The organism is Pseudomonas sp. GW823-FHT02C02, assembly GCF_058797635.1.
The window spans coordinates 439736-454451 of the sequence record NZ_JBXAJV010000004.1; the positions used below are offsets into that span (position 1 = coordinate 439736).

Genomic DNA, 14716 nt, shown 5'->3' on the forward strand with positions numbered 1-14716 from the left:
ACCTTGAAGGGGTTTACCTCGCGAATCAGAACGCCGGCAGTACCGCGCCGCTGTACTTCTTCTCGATGAATGCTTTCACTTCCGGGCTGGTCAGGGCTTTGGCCAGTTTCTGGATGGCAACGCTGTCCTTGTTGTCCGGACGAGCCACCAGGAAGTTCACGTAAGGCGAATCGGCACCTTCAATCACCAGCGCATCTTTAGCCGGGTTCAGACCTGCTTCCAGCGCGTAGTTGGTGTTGATCATGTCCAGGTCGACCTGATCCAGCACACGCGGCAGCATGGCCGATTCCAATTCCTTGAACTTGAAGTTGTGCGGGTTCTTGGCGATGTCTTTCGGCGTAGCCAGAGCGTTTTTCGGGTCTTTCAACTCGATCAGGCCAGCCTTCTGCAGCAGGATCAGGGCACGGCCGCTGTTGCTGCCTTCGTTCGGGATGGCGATGGTCGCGCCGTCTTTCAGCTCAGCCAGGGTTTTGACTTTCTTCGAGTAGCCGCCGAATGGTTCGACGTGCACGCCGATCACGGTTACCAGATTAGTGCCTTTGCCTTCGTTGAAGCTTTTCAGGTACGGCAGGGTCTGGAAGTAGTTGGCGTCCAGACGCTTCTGATCGACCTGTACGTTCGGCTGAACGTAGTCGGTGAACACTTTGATTTCCAGGTCCACGCCTTCTTTGGCGAGGGTTGGCTTGATCAGTTCCAGAATCTCGGCGTGTGGAACCGGGGTCGCCGCCACCACCAGTTTCTCGCCAGCCTGGGCCAGGCCCGCGGTCAGGGCAGCCGCCAGTGCGGTGAACAACAGAACCTTTTTCATGCAGTGTCCTTATCGAAAATCACGGTCGTCAGCGACGACGGCTAAATAGTACGTGTGCCAGTGAAGTGCTATCGCTGGCGTGAGGCGGACAATACCGGGATTTTTTATTCCCGAACAATATCTTTTATTCACTCTCATATTCCATTTTGTTCATACAGCTCTAACCCACACGGGTTACAGCATTCGGCTAAAGCTTTCGAGCAGATCCTTTAGCGCCGAACGCTCGCCAGCCGTGCCGTTTTTGCTCACCTGCGCGATCTGCTGCTCAATCTGCACCAACGACACAGGCACTTCAGGCAGATTCAAATGCTCCGGCAAAATCTCGTCGCCGGTACTGACCAGCAGCGCAAAGTGAATGACATTCTCCAGCTCCCGGGTATTGCCCGGCCAACTGTGCCGCTCCAGCACCAACTGCGCGGCCTCACTGATCAGCGGCACCGGCAGGTCGAGGCGCTGGCTGTAGATGCCGAGGAAATATTCTGACAGCGACAAAATATCCCCGACCCTGTCACGCAATGCCGGCAGTTCGAGTTGACCTTCGCTGAGGTAGTGATAAAGCCGCTCATGGAATTTCCCGGCCGCCACCGCCTGGGCCAGATCGATGCTGGTGGCCGCCACCAGGCGCACGTCCACCGGGCTCGGTTGCTGAGCGCCAACGCGGGTGACTTCGTGGTTTTCCAGGGCGGCGAGCAATTTGATCTGGATCGGCAGCGGCAAGTCGCCGATCTCATCCAGGTAGAGCGTGCCGCCATTGGCCGAACCGAACCACCCCGCGCGGCTGCTGGCCGATCCGCTGTAACTGCCGGCGGCATAGCCGAACAGTTCGGCGTCAGCATAGGTCGGGCTGATGGCGCCGCAGTTGACCGAGACGAATAACCCGCCGCGATCACTGGCACGATGGATGTGCCGCGCAAGCAATTCCTTGCCGCTGCCGGTTTCACCACGGATCAACACCGAGACCGAGCGCGGCGCCAGTTGTTCCAGCTCCTGGCGCAACTGCCGGGAACGTGGATCGACAAACACCAGCGCCTTGGCACGAATACTCAGGGGACTTTTTTCTGCGTCGGGAAAGGTCAGCAGTGGCTGACCGAAGGCTTCGAAACTCATGGCAGACTCCCGCCCTGAACCGCCGGGAGACGGGTTGGCGTTCTAAAAAAGAAAAAGGTTCAAGCGCGTCGCAGGGCGTGGTGTTCCATTCGATTTTGCAGGCGATAGAGATAGGCAAATCCCTGCTCCCAGCGCTGGTGACCGGACTTCACGTTGATGTGTCCGGCACCCGGCAGAATCCCCGCCTCGGCGCCCCAGTTGCGAGCCAGCTCCAGGGCTCGCGGCGCACTCACGGCGCTGTCGTTGTCGGAGCTGACGACCTGGCTCGGGAAGGGCAAAAGGGTTGTGGGAATCGGTGCGAAGTTGCGCAAGGCCGGGGCACATGCCGGACGTTCAACGTCCGCCGGCGCGACCAGCAAGGCACCGCGAACCTGTCGCAAAAAATGCAGCGATGCCGTGGCCGCCCAATGGGCGACCGTAATGCAACCCAGACTGTGCGCAATCAAGATCACCGGCGTGCTGTCGGCAGCAATCGCTTCTGCCAGCGCGGCAACCCAGTCTTCACGACGCGGCGTCAGCCAGTCGGCCTGCTCCACCCGAGCGCTATTGGGCAGGCTGTTCTGCCAGTGACTTTGCCAATGATCTTCCGGCGATCCTTGCCAGCCCGGCACAATCAGGTAGCGAATTGATTCGTTGCGCATGGGGGAGCTCTCCTGCTGCGTGTCTGTTCCCGGTCGAGTATAGGGAGGAGAGCTATGTTCGTTAAGGAATAAGAAGCTATTTATTAAGACCTATAAGGAATATGCGGTGGTTTTGAAAAGACAAAAAAAGGGACCGCACCCTGCCAAGGAGACGGCCCCGGAAACTCAAAATCTGCTAGCGCTAATCAACATCACTGGATGCGATGATTAACTTCAATACTTATCCAATAAAGGAATATTTAATTACTTTATTAGATCCGAAACGCATAAATGGGTCAGCGATACAGTAACTACCAAGTCATCCTGCTTGGGTCATAACGTACCGCCCCTTTGGGTCAGATTGATGACGGGCGCCTTTGCCGTGTTGAGTTTCCGAGAACATCGATCACGCCTGAGCGGCACGCACCTCCTGCGCCTCTGCTGTTTCCTCGCGTACAAACCGGTTCGCCCGCCCAAACGTCCCGAAATCATTGAACCGCACGCCCATCTCGCGCATCACCTTGTGCGCCACCGGCACGGTCATCTGGCGGATGTAAAACGGTTCCTTCACCACGAAGTGATGAATCCCGTGGCTGCTGCCGAAGTTGAAGCAGAACGCTTGCATCGGCCACATCCACCAAGGGTTCAGCACCTGGGTTTGCTGAATCACATTCCCCGGCTCCACGTCCCCGTAGTAATGCATGTTGGAGCTGACAAAATGCAGGCAAAACGTGCGCAACACGTTCGGGCCGATGATCACCACCGCCGCGATGTCGATGACCGTCATCACCGACAGCGTGGTCGCCGACCATTCGATGGGTGACCCCATCAGGTAGGCAATGCCATTTGCCCCATGGAAACCGAGGAACATGTACCAGGCGCCCCAATGCACCAGCGCCAGCGGCGCGTAGACCTTCAACGAGCGTTTGATGATGCTGAATTTATGCGCCCAGGTCCTGGCGCGCAGCATGCGAATGAACGCCGACATCACGTTGTCGCCGACCATCAACAACCGCGCAAATCCCCAAGGCTCGCCGTTGGTGATCGCGCGCTCTTCCATGTCGGCTTCCGTACCGGACACCTTGTGGTGATTGAGGTGCAGATGCCGGCGAATCCATGGATTGATCGTGCTCGGGCGCGCCAGCCACACCAGGCCCATCATCAGGTTGTGCGGCACCCGTTGTTTGCGGAAGTACATGCTATGAATCAGGTCGTGTTCCAGCTCGTGAGTCAACGAGGCGAAAAACGCGTTGAGCAACAGGCACGCCCACCAGGCCAGGTGCCCGGTCAGGTAGAGCGCCGCTGAACCGATCATTCCGGCCAGCGCGAAGGCCAGAATGCCCGCGCCCAAGGCGTCCTGATGGTTGAGAATCGGGTAGCGTTTGCGCAGTTCGACCCCTCTGGCCAGCACCACTTCGCGAATATGCGCTGATCGTTGGGCTGCATTCAGTCGCTGGGGACTTGCAGAAGTACCGTCCATGCTTCCATCCTCTGGTTATTGATGTTCGCATCCTGCCTTGTGAACCCTCACACCGTGGTAGCCGTGAACGCCAACCTGTTGACCGGAAGCGCCAATCAGCATGACTGAACCGACCTCCCTCGCCAGCTGGACCCGCGCCCTGCGCAAGCAACTCGATGCGCTGGGCCTCGACAGCACCGCTCTGTGCCAGCAGGCGGGGCTCGACCCGCAATTGATGGACGACCCGAACGCCCGTTACCCGTTGTCGGGCACCACGCGCCTGTGGGAAATCGCGGTGCAGGTCAGCGGCGACCCGGCGATCGGTCTGCGGGTGTCACGTTTTGTCAGCCCGACCACGTTCCATGCACTCGGTTATGCGCTGGTGGCCAGTGGCAGCCTGCGCGAAGTGTTCGAGCGCATCGTGCGTTATCACCAGGTGGTCAGCGATGCGCTGGAACTGGAACTGACCCGCGCTGAAGATCGCTACCGCTTCCGCCTGAAAATTCCGCAAGGCAATCCCGCACCGGCGCTGGAGGCCATCGACGCGTTTGCCGCGATTTACGTGCGCACCTGCCGCAATCGCCTGGGCCGCGAATATGCCCCGCTGGCGGTGTATCTGCGCCGCCCGGAACCGGCCGACCCGCATCAATGGCACAAAGTCTTTCGTTCGCCGGTGCACTTCGCCGCCGACGAGGACCGACTGGAATTTGCCCTCGTGGACTTCGACAGTCACCTGGACGATGCCAATCCGGAACTGGCTGAACACAACGAAGCAGTGCTCAAGCGTACTTTGGCGCAACTCAAGCCGCTGACATGGGAACGCAAGGTCCGCGATGCCATTGAAGAACAATTGCCCGAAGGCGAACCGAGCGCCGAACACATCGCCAAGGCCCTGCACCTGAGCTTGCGCAGCCTGCAACGGCATCTCGCGGACGAAGGTTGTCGATTCGACGCGCTGCTCAATGAAAGCCGCGAAAACCTGGCGCTGCTGCACCTGCGTGACCCGCAATGCTCGTTGAGTGAAGTCAGCTATATGCTGGGGTTCGCCGATACCAGCAGCTTCAGCCGCGCGTTCAAGCGCTGGACCGGGATGACACCGGGGCAGTTTCGGGATGGGTTGCGGTGAAACATCGGAAAGATGGTTTGCCAGAACCGGCCTCTTCGCGGGCAAGCCTCGCTCCTACAGTGGTTCCATATGGACCACAATATCGCGGCAAATCGAAAAACCTGTAGGAGCAAGGCTTGCCCGCGAAGAGGCCAGGCCAGACACCGCAGTAACGCCCTAACGCCCCCGATCCCGCCGCAACAACTTGCGCACCCGCGTCACCAGCTCGCTCACAGCAAACGGCTTGAGCAGGTAATCATCTTCATGCAGCTCCAGACCGCGCAGGCGATCTTCGATGCCGTCCTTGGTGGTCAGCAACAGCACCGGCGTGTCGCCGAGTTTGCGGATCTGTTGCAGCAACTGCCAGCCGTTGAGCCCCGGCAGCATCACGTCGAGGATGATCAGATCGTATTCGCCGGACTCGATAAAGCGACGCCCGTCCATACCGTTGAGCGCCACATCGACTGAATAACTCGCCTCGTTCAGGCCGTTGGCCAGACGTTTGGCGATCTCCTGTTCGTCTTCTACTAGCAGCACACGCATGGCACACCTCGTTTGTCGTCATCACAGGCTAGGCGTCTTCGCGGGCAAAGCCCATCAAAAACGCTGAGTTTCAGAAAATCGCCAATGCCCGCAAGCCCTCGGCGTTGAGGATTTCGATCTCGCCATACTTCAAATTCAGAATGCCCTGCCCCTGCAAGTCCTTGAGGATCTGGTTGGTGGTCTGGCGCGACAGCGACAGCATTGACGCCAGTTGCTCCTGCGGCAGTTGCAGCACTTGGCGCGGCGGATCGTATTCTCCGTAGCCCTCGGCGATCATCAGCAGGCGGTGAGCCAGGCGTGCCGGGGCGGGCATAAGGCTCAGATGTTCGAGGTTGATGAAGGTCAGGCGCAGTTTGTGGCTCATCAGCAATGCCAGCTGCCGCCAATACACCGGTTGTTCGTCGAGCAACGCCAGCAAAGCCGCCTGCGGGATGTGCAACAGGGTGCACTGGCCAACGCCAAACGCATCGTGGGTGCGTGGCTGGCCGTCGAACAGGCAGATTTCGCCGAACCAATGGGGCGATTCCACCAGGCTCAACAGCGCTTCCTTGCCCTGCTCGCTGACCGCGCCGATGCGTACCGCGCCTTCGATCACCGCATACAACCCGCACGGCGGGTCACCGCGTTTGAACAACAGCTGCCCGGTCGACAACCGTCGCACCCGGGCCGCAGCCAGCAGACTATCCTGTAAGGGAACCGGTAAATGACTGAACCACTGCCCCGACTCCAGGCGCGAACGCCAAACCTGCATGTTCATGAAAACTCCTGGAGATTGTCGCCTGCCTGACAGAGCGAAAGGTGAACCCGAGGCATGATCAATCACCCTACAGGAGGAGTAACAATGAAAAGCCTCGTTGACCATCTCAGTCAATACGCCGCTTACCACCGTGACCCGCGCAATATCGCCAGCCACTTTATCGGGATTCCGCTGATTGTGGTGGCGGTGGCGGTGCTGCTGTCGCGGCCGCAATGGGTCGGGGGCTGGGTGTCGCCGGCGGTGCTGCTGGCACTGGCCTCGGCATGGTTTTACCTGCGCCTGGAGGTACGCCTCGGGGTGTTGATGACGGTGCTGCTGGGGCTGTGCGTCTGGGCGGGTCAGGTTCTCGCGCAGCAAAATACGCTGGTGTGGCTCTCGAGCGGGATCGGGATGTTTGTGGTGGGCTGGGCGATTCAGTTTGTCGGTCATCACTATGAAGGACGCAAACCGGCGTTTGTCGATGATGTGACGGGGTTGATTGTCGGGCCACTGTTTGTGGTGGTTGAACTGGCGTTTTTACTAGGGATGCGGCGGGATTTGAAAGAGCAGATCGAGGCGCGGGTGGGTGGGGTGCGGGTCAATCCGAAGCGCGCTGCTGCGTAGATTGCTTTCGCGGGCAAGCCTCGCACCTAAAGGGGATCTATGTACGCCATAGATCCCCTGTAGGAGCGAGGCTTGCCCGCGAAGCTTTTGCCTTAGATGTTGGCGAGTTTCTGCCAGACCTTGGGCTTGAAGAACAGCGTATCGCCCTTCGCCAGGTCGATCAGGCTGTCGTGATCCTTCACCACTTCAGCTTCGATCAACTCGCTCTGGCCTTCGACCTTCAACGTCACCCGAGTGGTCGCGCCCAACGGACGGATATCCCGCACTTGCGCCGCGTGATGGTCTTCCAGCTCATGCCGCGACAGCGACACTTCATGCGGGCGGAACAGCACGTGGTTGTCTTCGCCCAGATGCAGGCGGTTCGAATCGCCGAGGAAGTGATAAACGAAATCGCTGGCCGGGTTTTCGTAGACGTCGCCCGGTGAGCCGATCTGTTCGATCACGCCTTTGTTCATCACCACGATACGGTCGGCGACTTCCATGGCCTCTTCCTGGTCGTGGGTCACGAACACCGAGGTCAGGTTGATGTCTTCGTGCAGCCGTGCGAGCCAGCGACGCAGCTCCTTGCGGACCTTGGCGTCGAGCGCCCCGAACGGTTCATCGAGCAGCAGGACTTTCGGCTCCACCGCCAAGGCACGGGCCAACGCGATACGCTGACGCTGGCCGCCGGAGAGTTGCTCCGGGTAGCGATCCGACAGCCAATCCAGTTGCACCATGTTCAGCAGTTCATGAACCTTCACCGCGATCTGGCTTTCGCTTGGGCGCTGGTTTTTCGGTTTCATGCGCAGGCCGAACGCGACGTTGTCAAACACCGTCATGTGACGGAACAGCGCGTAGTGCTGGAACACGAAGCCGACATTGCGATCACGCACGTCATGGCCGGAGACGTCTTCACCGTGGAACACGATGTTGCCCTGATCCGGGGTTTCCAGGCCGGCGATGATCCGCAGCAGCGTGGTCTTGCCGCAACCCGAAGGGCCGAGCAGGGCCACGAGTTCGCCGCTTTGGATGTCCAGGCTGATGTTGTCCAGCGCCTTGAACGCATTGAAATTCTTGCTGACGTTACGCACTTCGATCGACATGACTTATTCCTCCGCGGCGCTGGCGCGCAGGCGGTTAATACGGTTTTCGCTCCACTGCTTGAGCAGCAGGATGCAGAGCGCCAGGATCAGCAACAGGCTCGCCACAGCGAACGCGGCCACGTGGTTGTATTCGTTGTAGAGGATCTCGACGTGCAGCGGCAGGGTGTTGGTCACCCCACGAATGTGCCCGGAAACCACCGACACCGCACCGAATTCACCCATGGCCCGCGCGGTACACAACACCACGCCGTAGATCAGGCCCCATTTAATGTTGGGAACGGTGACGTGCCAGAACATCTGCCAGCCATTGGCCCCGAGCAAGCGCGCAGCCTCTTCTTCCTGGGTGCCTTGTTCCTGCATCAGCGGGATCAGTTCACGCGCCACGAACGGCACGGTGACGAAAATCGTCGCCAGCACGATGCCCGGCAAGGCGAAGACGATCTGGATGTCGTGATCCTGCAACCACGGCCCGAACAGGCCCTGGGCGCCAAACATCAGCACGTAGACCAGACCGGCGATAACCGGCGATACCGAGAACGGCAGGTCGATCAGCGTGACCAGCATACTTTTGCCACGGAACGAGTATTTGCTCACGCACCATGCAGCGCTGACACCGAACACCAGGTTCAGCGGCACTGATATCAGCACGGCAATCACCGTGAGTTTCAGGGCCGACAACGCGTCGGGTTCGAAGATCGCGGTGAAGAACGCACCGATTCCGAGCTTCAGGCCCTGAGACACCACGATCACCAGCGGCAGCAACAGGAACAGTACGAACACCAGCCAGCCAAGGCCGATCAGGATTCGCCGCGACGAAGCACTGCCACGGCGGGCGGCGTTCGAGGAAGCAGCAGCAATAGACGATTGGGACATTTCTGCGCCTCCTTATGGGGTTTCGATGCGCCGCTGCAGCAAGTTGATCAGCAGCAACAGGACGAAGGAAACCACCAGCATCAGTACACCAATGGACGTGGCGCCGGTGTAATCGTACTGGTCGAGTTTGACCATGATCAGCAGCGGCAGGATCTCGGTTTTCATCGGCATATTGCCGGCGATGAAAATCACCGAACCGTACTCGCCGACCCCGCGGGCAAAGGCCAACGCGAAACCGGTCAGCCAGGCTGGCAGCAGCGCGGGCACCAGAATATGGCGGAAAACCTGTAGCGGTTTTGCACCCAGGCACGCTGCCGCTTCTTCCACTTCACGCGGGATATCAGCCAATACTGGCTGTACGGTACGTACCACGAATGGAAGTGTCACAAAAGTGAGGGCGAGGGTGATGCCGAGGGGGGTATACGCGATCTTGAAACCCAGGTCCGCTGCAAACTGACCCACCCAACCATTGGGCGCGTATAGCGCAGTCAGCGCGATACCGGCCACGGCGGTGGGCAAAGCGAAGGGTAAGTCGATCATCGCATCGATGACTTTGCGTCCTGGGAAGGTATAGCGCACCAGCACCCAGGCCAGCAGCGTGCCGATGATGCCGTTGATGATCGCGGCATAGAGCGCGGTGCCGAAGCTCAGCTTCAACGCCGCCAGCACCCGTGGCGCCGAGATAATCGCCCAGAACTGATCCCAGGTGAGTTGAGCGGCATGCACAAACATCGCCGCCAGTGGAATGAGCACAATCAGGCTGAGGTACACCAAGGTGTAGCCCAGCGTCAGCCCGAAGCCGGGTATGACGGGGGAGATACGACGCGACATAAAAGTCCTTGGTTGAGAACGCGCAAAGCCCCGAACTTAAATCCGGGGCTCGTTGATGGCTATTTAAAACTACTGCGCCTGGTAGATCTGGTCGAACACACCGCCATCATTGAAGAATTTCGGCTGAGCGCTTTTCCAGCCGCCGAAATCCTTGTCGATGGTCACCAGGTCCAGGGTCGGGAACTGCTTGCTGTACTTGGCGGCCACATCCTTGTCACGTGGACGATAGAAGTTTTTCGCCGCAATTTCCTGGCCGGCCGGGCTGTACAGGTGCTTGAGGTACGCCTCGGCGATCTCGGCGTTGCCCTTTTTCTCGGCATTCTTGTCGACCACAGCCACCGGTGGTTCGGCGAGGATCGACAGCGAAGGCACAACGATTTCGAACTTGTCCGCGCCGCCGTCTTCTTTCAAAGCCAGGAACGCTTCGTTTTCCCAGGCCAGCAACACGTCACCCTGACCGTTGTTGACGAAAGTAATGGTCGAACCGCGAGCGCCGGTGTCCAGGACCGGCACATGCTTGAACAGGGTCTGCACGTATTCCTTGGCCTTGGCTTCGTCACCACCGTTGGCTTTCAGGCCGTAGGCCCAGGCCGCGAGGAAGTTCCAGCGCGCACCGCCGGAGGTTTTCGGATTAGGAGTGATGACCGACACGTCGTTTTTGACCAGGTCGCCCCAGTCCTTGATGCCTTTAGGGTTGCCCTTGCGTACCAGGAACACAATGGTCGAGGTGTAAGGCGTGCTCGCCTCGGGAAAACGCTTCTGCCAGTCGGCCGGCAGGGTCTTGCCGAGTTTTGCGATTTCGTCGATGTCACCGGCCAAGGCCAGGGTCACCACGTCGGCGCGCAGACCATCGATCACGGCACGGCCTTGTTTGCCGGAACCACCGTGGGACTGCTGGATTTTCACGTTATCGCCAGCGTGGTCCTTCTTCCAGAAGTTGACGAACTCGGCGTTGTAATCCTGATACAGCTCGCGAGTCGGGTCATACGACACGTTGAGCAACTCGTAATCCTTGGCAACCGCAGAACCAGCAAAAAATGCACTGGCCAGGGCGGCCAAAGCGAAATGACGAATCGACGACATGGTGAAATCTCCTGGAATTCTTGGATGTGTTGGCTTTTTTTATGGAGTGCTGGAAGCGCGGGCTGCCGGTTTTTTTCAGCTCGGTTTGTTGCTCGGGCTTTGCAGACGGAATTTTTCTTTGCGTTCGATCTGGACCACCTGGGCGTTGTGCACGGTGATCTCGACTGCGCCAAAACGCAGGTCGCGCAGTGCGGTCTGGATCTCACGCAAGATGGTGGCTTCGTCTTGACCCTCAACGCTACGTAGGGATGCGCTCATGGTGCTGCTCCTTCAACTGAGAGATTGCCTGGCAGTGGCGGCACTGCTTGCGGCGTGAGAGCAATACTAGAGACGCGTAGATATTCTTAAAAAGACTATTTAAGAATGTTTATATAACCAGAAAGCAGATCGCTTCGGCGCTATGCGCGAAGGGGGGGGAAGTATCCGGTGACGCTTTGCGTCACGGATTAAGGGGGGACCTGCGCTTAGCGAATTTCCGGCGCATGCGCCCAATCGAGCTGCTCGGCCGAAACCGGTCGCCCAAACCAGTAGCCCTGGCCCAGATCGCAATCGTGTTCGAGCAGGAAACGCGCCTGCTCGACCTGCTCGATCCCTTCGGCGTGCACCTGCATCCCCATGCTTTGCGCCAGCGCGATAATCACCCGCACGATCGCCACGTCGTCCTCATCCCACGGCAATCCTGCGACGAAGCCCTGATCGATCTTGAGCTTCTGCACCGGCAAACGCTTGAGCCGCAGCAGCGACGAATAGCCGGTGCCGAAATCATCGATGGCCAGCCGCACACCCAACTCGCGCAGTCGATGCATCTGCTCCAAGGCCACTTCCGGGTCTTCCATGACCGCGCTCTCGGTGACTTCCAGTTCCAGAAACGCTGGATCGAGCCCGGTTTCGTGAAGCACTTTCGCCACTTGCTGAAACAGCTCACGGCGAGCGAACAGTCGAGACGAGACGTTTACCGCGATAAACGACAACGCCACACCGGCCTGCTGCCACGAGCACATTTGCTGACAAGCCTGGCGCATCACCCACGCATCGATCTCCGCGATCAACCCGGTGCGTTCGGCGATGGGAATGAATTCTGCCGGCGGCACCAGCCCCCGTTGCGGATGCTCCCAGCGCACCAGCGCCTCGGCGCCCACCAGGCGACCGGTCCTGAGGTCGTGAACCGGCTGGTAATAAACGCGCAGCTCCTGGTGCTCCAGCGCTCGGCGCAGTTCAACAGCCGTTTCGACCCGATTCTGGGCATGGGCGGTCAGCTCTTCGGTGTACAAGGCGTAGCCATCGCGACCGGCGCTTTTGGCCTTGAACAGCGCCGAGTCAGCGTTACGCAATAATTGTTCGGCGCTCAAGGCATCGCCGGGGAACAGACTGATACCGATGCTGGTATTGATGAACAGTTGATGCCCGCCGATCAGGAACGGCTCTTTGAGAGCATCAATGATCCGTTGCGCAAGCGCCGCCGCCTGCATCAACTGCGGACAGCTTTCGGCGAGCACCGCGAACTCATCGCCACCGAGCCGCGCCAGCGTGAGCTCCGGCCCGAGCATGGCCTGCAATCGCTCGGCCACGGCCTTGAGCAGTTCGTCACCGATGGTGTGCCCAAGGCTGTCGTTGATCATTTTGAAATGATCCAGGTCGATCATCAGTAATGCACAGCCACGCTTGTGCAGTTGCGCCGACGTCAGCGCCTGCTCGGTACGGTCGGTGAACAGCAAGCGGTTAGGCAGATCCGTCAGCGGATCGTGATGAGCCAGGTGCTTGAGCTCATGTTCGGAATTCTTGATTGCGCTAATGTCGGAAAACACCGCGACGTAATGGCTGAGCTGGCCCTGATCGTCGCGAATGACGCGGATCGTCTGCCATTGCGGGTAGATCTCACCGCTTTTGCGGCGGTTCCAGATCTCCCCGCTCCACTCGCCGAGGCTCTTGAGTGTCACGAACATCGTCTGGTAAAAATCCGCGGGGTGATGGCCCGACTTGAACAGGCTCGGTCGCTGACCCAGCACTTCCGCCTGCGAGTAGCCGGTGATTTCCATGAACGCCCGGTTAACGTGGACGATCAGGCCGTTGCTATCGGTGACCAGCACACCTTCACGTGTGCAATCGAACACCGCAGCCGCCTGGCGCAAACGCTCGCGCTCTTCATGACGCTCACTCAATGTATTGCCGATCCCCAGGCAACGGAGCAATCGCGCTCTGGCAACGAAGATCAGGCCGGTGCTCAGCAGGATCCAGGCATAACCGTTGATCAGTTGCCAACGTACCAGCTCGTCGGAGCCATCGAAGAAACTGTTCAATAAATAGCCGCTGAGCTGCAACCAGACGATGGAAATCAATAGATAGAGCAGCGCTGCTCGCGACGCGTCGCGATAGGTGGCAGACATTAGCCGTCCTTGTCCCTGCGAAAAGGATGGGATTATAGGTTAAAGAAACATCCAGCCACTCTTATCTGAAAGGGTGACTGGTTTTATCTGTGGGCTTAGTGATAATGCAACGGCTGTTTTTTTCTTTATCGAGGGCCCTATAGCCTATGTGGTACGAAGGTTTTCTCGGCTTGTCGCCCTGGTCACTGGTGGCAGTCACCCTGCTGATGACCCACGTGACGATCGTCGGCGTCACGGTCTATCTGCACCGTTATTCAGCCCATCGCTCGCTTGAGCTCAATGCTGGCCTGAAACATTTCTTCCGCTTCTGGCTGTGGCTGACCACGGCGCAGAACACCCGCGAGTGGACCGCTATCCACCGCAAGCATCACGCCAAATGCGAAACCGTCGATGACCCGCACAGCCCGGTCATCAAGGGCCTGTCCACCGTTCTGCGCAAAGGTGCCGAGCTGTACCGCGCCGAAGCGGAGAACCCGGAGACCCTGCGCATCTACGGCAAGAACTGCCCTGAAGACTGGATCGAGCGCAACCTCTACAGCCGTTTCCCGCTGCTGGGTGTGGCGATCATGGGCGTCATCGACCTGCTGCTGTTTGGCACCATCGGCATCACCATCTGGGCGATCCAGATGATGTGGATCCCGGTGTGGGCCGCCGGCGTGGTCAATGGCCTGGGCCATGCCATCGGCTACCGCAACTTCGAATGCCGCGACGCGGCGACCAACCTGGTGCCTTGGGGCATCCTGATCGGCGGCGAAGAACTGCACAACAACCATCACACCTACCCTAACTCGGCAAAATTGTCGGTGAAGAAGTGGGAGTTCGACCTCGGTTGGGCCTGGATCCAGGTCTTCAGTTTCTTCCGCCTGGCCAAGGTCCAGCGGGTTGCACCGATCGCCCACCGCGTCGAAGGCAAAGGCAGCCTGGACATGGACACCGCCATGGCGATCCTCAACAACCGCTTCCAGATCATGGCCCAATACCGCAAATTGGTCATCGCGCCGCTGGTCAAGCAAGAGCTGGAAAAGGTCGATCACTCGGTCCGTCACCAGTTCCACCGGGCCAAGCGTCTGCTTTCGCGGGAAACCAGTCTGCTGGACGATAAGCACCACCTGCGCATCCAGACCATGCTCGAGCACAGCCAGGCGCTGAAGGTAATTTACGAGAAACGCCTGGCCTTGCAGCAGATCTGGGTCAAGACCAGCTCAAATGGTCACGACATGCTGGCTGCCATCAAGGATTGGGTACACGAAGCGGAGGCCAGCGGGATTCAATCCCTGCGCGACTTCGCCGACCAGCTGAAAACCTACTCCCTGCGCCCTGCCGCTGCCTGACCCTGCCGAAGCTCTTCCCTGTGGCGAGGGGGCTTGCCCCCGTGCGGCGACAACGTCGCCGCACAATCTGACGACGCGTTTTAACTGAAAAAACGCGCCTCAGATACCGCCCGGCGGGAGCAAGCCTCCT

Annotated in this window: 15 protein-coding genes; 3 read left to right on the top strand and 12 right to left on the bottom strand. The window is 59.1% G+C overall.

The genetic code is table 11. The annotated features are described in order from the left end of the window. Positions 1-25: 25 nt before the first annotated feature. The 4 genes from AC1ROI_RS09725 to AC1ROI_RS09740 form a co-directional block, all read right to left on the bottom strand. Positions 26-808 carry a MetQ/NlpA family ABC transporter substrate-binding protein gene (locus tag AC1ROI_RS09725; RefSeq protein WP_010464830.1) on the bottom strand — a complete coding sequence of 261 codons (783 nt, stop codon included), beginning with the start codon at positions 806-808 and terminating at the stop codon, positions 26-28. A 174-nt stretch (positions 809-982) separates the two neighbouring features. Beyond that, a complete protein-coding gene (locus tag AC1ROI_RS09730; RefSeq protein WP_102595595.1) occupies positions 983-1915 on the bottom strand; it encodes a sigma 54-interacting transcriptional regulator in 933 nt (310 codons plus the stop codon). A gap of 59 nt (positions 1916-1974) precedes the next feature. Continuing rightward, entirely contained in the window at positions 1975-2556 is a 582-nt protein-coding gene (locus tag AC1ROI_RS09735) for an alpha/beta hydrolase (RefSeq protein WP_010464834.1), read from the bottom strand. A 385-nt stretch (positions 2557-2941) separates the two neighbouring features. Then, positions 2942-4015 carry a fatty acid desaturase gene (locus AC1ROI_RS09740; RefSeq protein ID WP_102595596.1) on the bottom strand — a complete coding sequence of 358 codons (1074 nt, stop codon included), beginning with the start codon at positions 4013-4015 and terminating at the stop codon, positions 2942-2944. Positions 4016-4115: 100 nt separating this feature from the next. Between AC1ROI_RS09740 and AC1ROI_RS09745 the strand changes: the two genes are divergently transcribed. Then, a complete protein-coding gene (locus tag AC1ROI_RS09745) occupies positions 4116-5120 on the top strand; it encodes an AraC family transcriptional regulator (protein WP_010464838.1) in 1005 nt (334 codons plus the stop codon). Between the two features lie 156 nt (positions 5121-5276). Here the strand turns inward: AC1ROI_RS09745 and AC1ROI_RS09750 are convergent, their stop codons facing one another. Both AC1ROI_RS09750 and AC1ROI_RS09755 read right to left on the bottom strand, forming a co-directional pair. Next, positions 5277-5642 (bottom strand): response regulator, encoded by a 366-nt coding sequence (locus AC1ROI_RS09750; RefSeq protein WP_102595597.1) that lies wholly within the window; start codon positions 5640-5642, stop codon positions 5277-5279. A gap of 70 nt (positions 5643-5712) precedes the next feature. Beyond that, the gene (locus tag AC1ROI_RS09755; RefSeq protein WP_102595598.1) at positions 5713-6399 is read right to left on the bottom strand and encodes a Crp/Fnr family transcriptional regulator; all 687 of its coding nucleotides are present in this window, start codon (positions 6397-6399) and stop codon (positions 5713-5715) included. 84 nt (positions 6400-6483) lie between these two features. Here AC1ROI_RS09755 and AC1ROI_RS09760 point away from each other — a divergent pair, with 84 nt between their 5' ends. After that, positions 6484-7002 (top strand): Mpo1 family 2-hydroxy fatty acid dioxygenase, encoded by a 519-nt coding sequence (locus AC1ROI_RS09760; RefSeq protein WP_102616876.1) that lies wholly within the window; start codon positions 6484-6486, stop codon positions 7000-7002. Between the two features lie 92 nt (positions 7003-7094). Here the strand turns inward: AC1ROI_RS09760 and AC1ROI_RS09765 are convergent, their stop codons facing one another. The 6 genes from AC1ROI_RS09765 to dibA form a co-directional block, all read right to left on the bottom strand. Beyond that, positions 7095-8084, bottom strand: a complete 990-nt coding sequence (locus AC1ROI_RS09765; protein WP_010464846.1) for a sulfate/molybdate ABC transporter ATP-binding protein — start codon at positions 8082-8084, stop codon at positions 7095-7097. A 3-nt stretch (positions 8085-8087) separates the two neighbouring features. Beyond that, a complete protein-coding gene (cysW, locus tag AC1ROI_RS09770) occupies positions 8088-8957 on the bottom strand; it encodes a sulfate ABC transporter permease subunit CysW (protein WP_010464848.1) in 870 nt (289 codons plus the stop codon). A gap of 12 nt (positions 8958-8969) precedes the next feature. After that, positions 8970-9788, bottom strand: a complete 819-nt coding sequence (gene cysT, locus AC1ROI_RS09775; RefSeq protein ID WP_007899634.1) for a sulfate ABC transporter permease subunit CysT — start codon at positions 9786-9788, stop codon at positions 8970-8972. A 69-nt stretch (positions 9789-9857) separates the two neighbouring features. Beyond that, positions 9858-10871: a sulfate ABC transporter substrate-binding protein gene (locus AC1ROI_RS09780; protein WP_102595056.1), complete on the bottom strand. Its 1014-nt coding sequence runs from the start codon at positions 10869-10871 to the stop codon at positions 9858-9860. Between the two features lie 75 nt (positions 10872-10946). Next, the gene (oscA, locus tag AC1ROI_RS09785) at positions 10947-11129 is read right to left on the bottom strand and encodes a sulfur starvation response protein OscA (protein ID WP_102595055.1); all 183 of its coding nucleotides are present in this window, start codon (positions 11127-11129) and stop codon (positions 10947-10949) included. 206 nt (positions 11130-11335) lie between these two features. Next, positions 11336-13255, bottom strand: a complete 1920-nt coding sequence (gene dibA / locus AC1ROI_RS09790) for a phosphodiesterase DibA (protein ID WP_102595054.1) — start codon at positions 13253-13255, stop codon at positions 11336-11338. A 146-nt stretch (positions 13256-13401) separates the two neighbouring features. Between dibA and desA the strand changes: the two genes are divergently transcribed. After that, positions 13402-14586, top strand: a complete 1185-nt coding sequence (gene desA / locus AC1ROI_RS09795; RefSeq protein ID WP_010464859.1) for a delta-9 fatty acid desaturase DesA — start codon at positions 13402-13404, stop codon at positions 14584-14586. Positions 14587-14716 lie beyond the last annotated feature (130 nt).

Bases quoted from the DNA above. Each gene is read 5' to 3' on its own strand.
- AC1ROI_RS09725 (WP_010464830.1), bottom strand. From the start codon at position 808: ATGAAAAAGGTTCTGTTGTTCACCGCACTGGCGGCTGCCCTGACCGCG.
- AC1ROI_RS09740 (WP_102595596.1), bottom strand. From the start codon at position 4,015: ATGGACGGTACTTCTGCAAGTCCCCAGCGACTGAATGCAGCCCAACGA.
- AC1ROI_RS09745 (WP_010464838.1), top strand. From the start codon at position 4,116: ATGACTGAACCGACCTCCCTCGCCAGCTGGACCCGCGCCCTGCGCAAG.
- cysW (WP_010464848.1), bottom strand. From the start codon at position 8,957: ATGTCCCAATCGTCTATTGCTGCTGCTTCCTCGAACGCCGCCCGCCGT.
- dibA (WP_102595054.1), bottom strand. From the start codon at position 13,255: ATGTCTGCCACCTATCGCGACGCGTCGCGAGCAGCGCTGCTCTATCTA.
- cysT (WP_007899634.1), bottom strand. From the start codon at position 9,788: ATGTCGCGTCGTATCTCCCCCGTCATACCCGGCTTCGGGCTGACGCTG.
- AC1ROI_RS09750 (WP_102595597.1), bottom strand. From the start codon at position 5,642: ATGCGTGTGCTGCTAGTAGAAGACGAACAGGAGATCGCCAAACGTCTG.
- AC1ROI_RS09780 (WP_102595056.1), bottom strand. From the start codon at position 10,871: ATGTCGTCGATTCGTCATTTCGCTTTGGCCGCCCTGGCCAGTGCATTT.
- desA (WP_010464859.1), top strand. From the start codon at position 13,402: ATGTGGTACGAAGGTTTTCTCGGCTTGTCGCCCTGGTCACTGGTGGCA.
- AC1ROI_RS09730 (WP_102595595.1), bottom strand. From the start codon at position 1,915: ATGAGTTTCGAAGCCTTCGGTCAGCCACTGCTGACCTTTCCCGACGCA.
- AC1ROI_RS09760 (WP_102616876.1), top strand. From the start codon at position 6,484: ATGAAAAGCCTCGTTGACCATCTCAGTCAATACGCCGCTTACCACCGT.
- oscA (WP_102595055.1), bottom strand. From the start codon at position 11,129: ATGAGCGCATCCCTACGTAGCGTTGAGGGTCAAGACGAAGCCACCATC.
- AC1ROI_RS09765 (WP_010464846.1), bottom strand. From the start codon at position 8,084: ATGTCGATCGAAGTGCGTAACGTCAGCAAGAATTTCAATGCGTTCAAG.
- AC1ROI_RS09735 (WP_010464834.1), bottom strand. From the start codon at position 2,556: ATGCGCAACGAATCAATTCGCTACCTGATTGTGCCGGGCTGGCAAGGA.
- AC1ROI_RS09755 (WP_102595598.1), bottom strand. From the start codon at position 6,399: ATGAACATGCAGGTTTGGCGTTCGCGCCTGGAGTCGGGGCAGTGGTTC.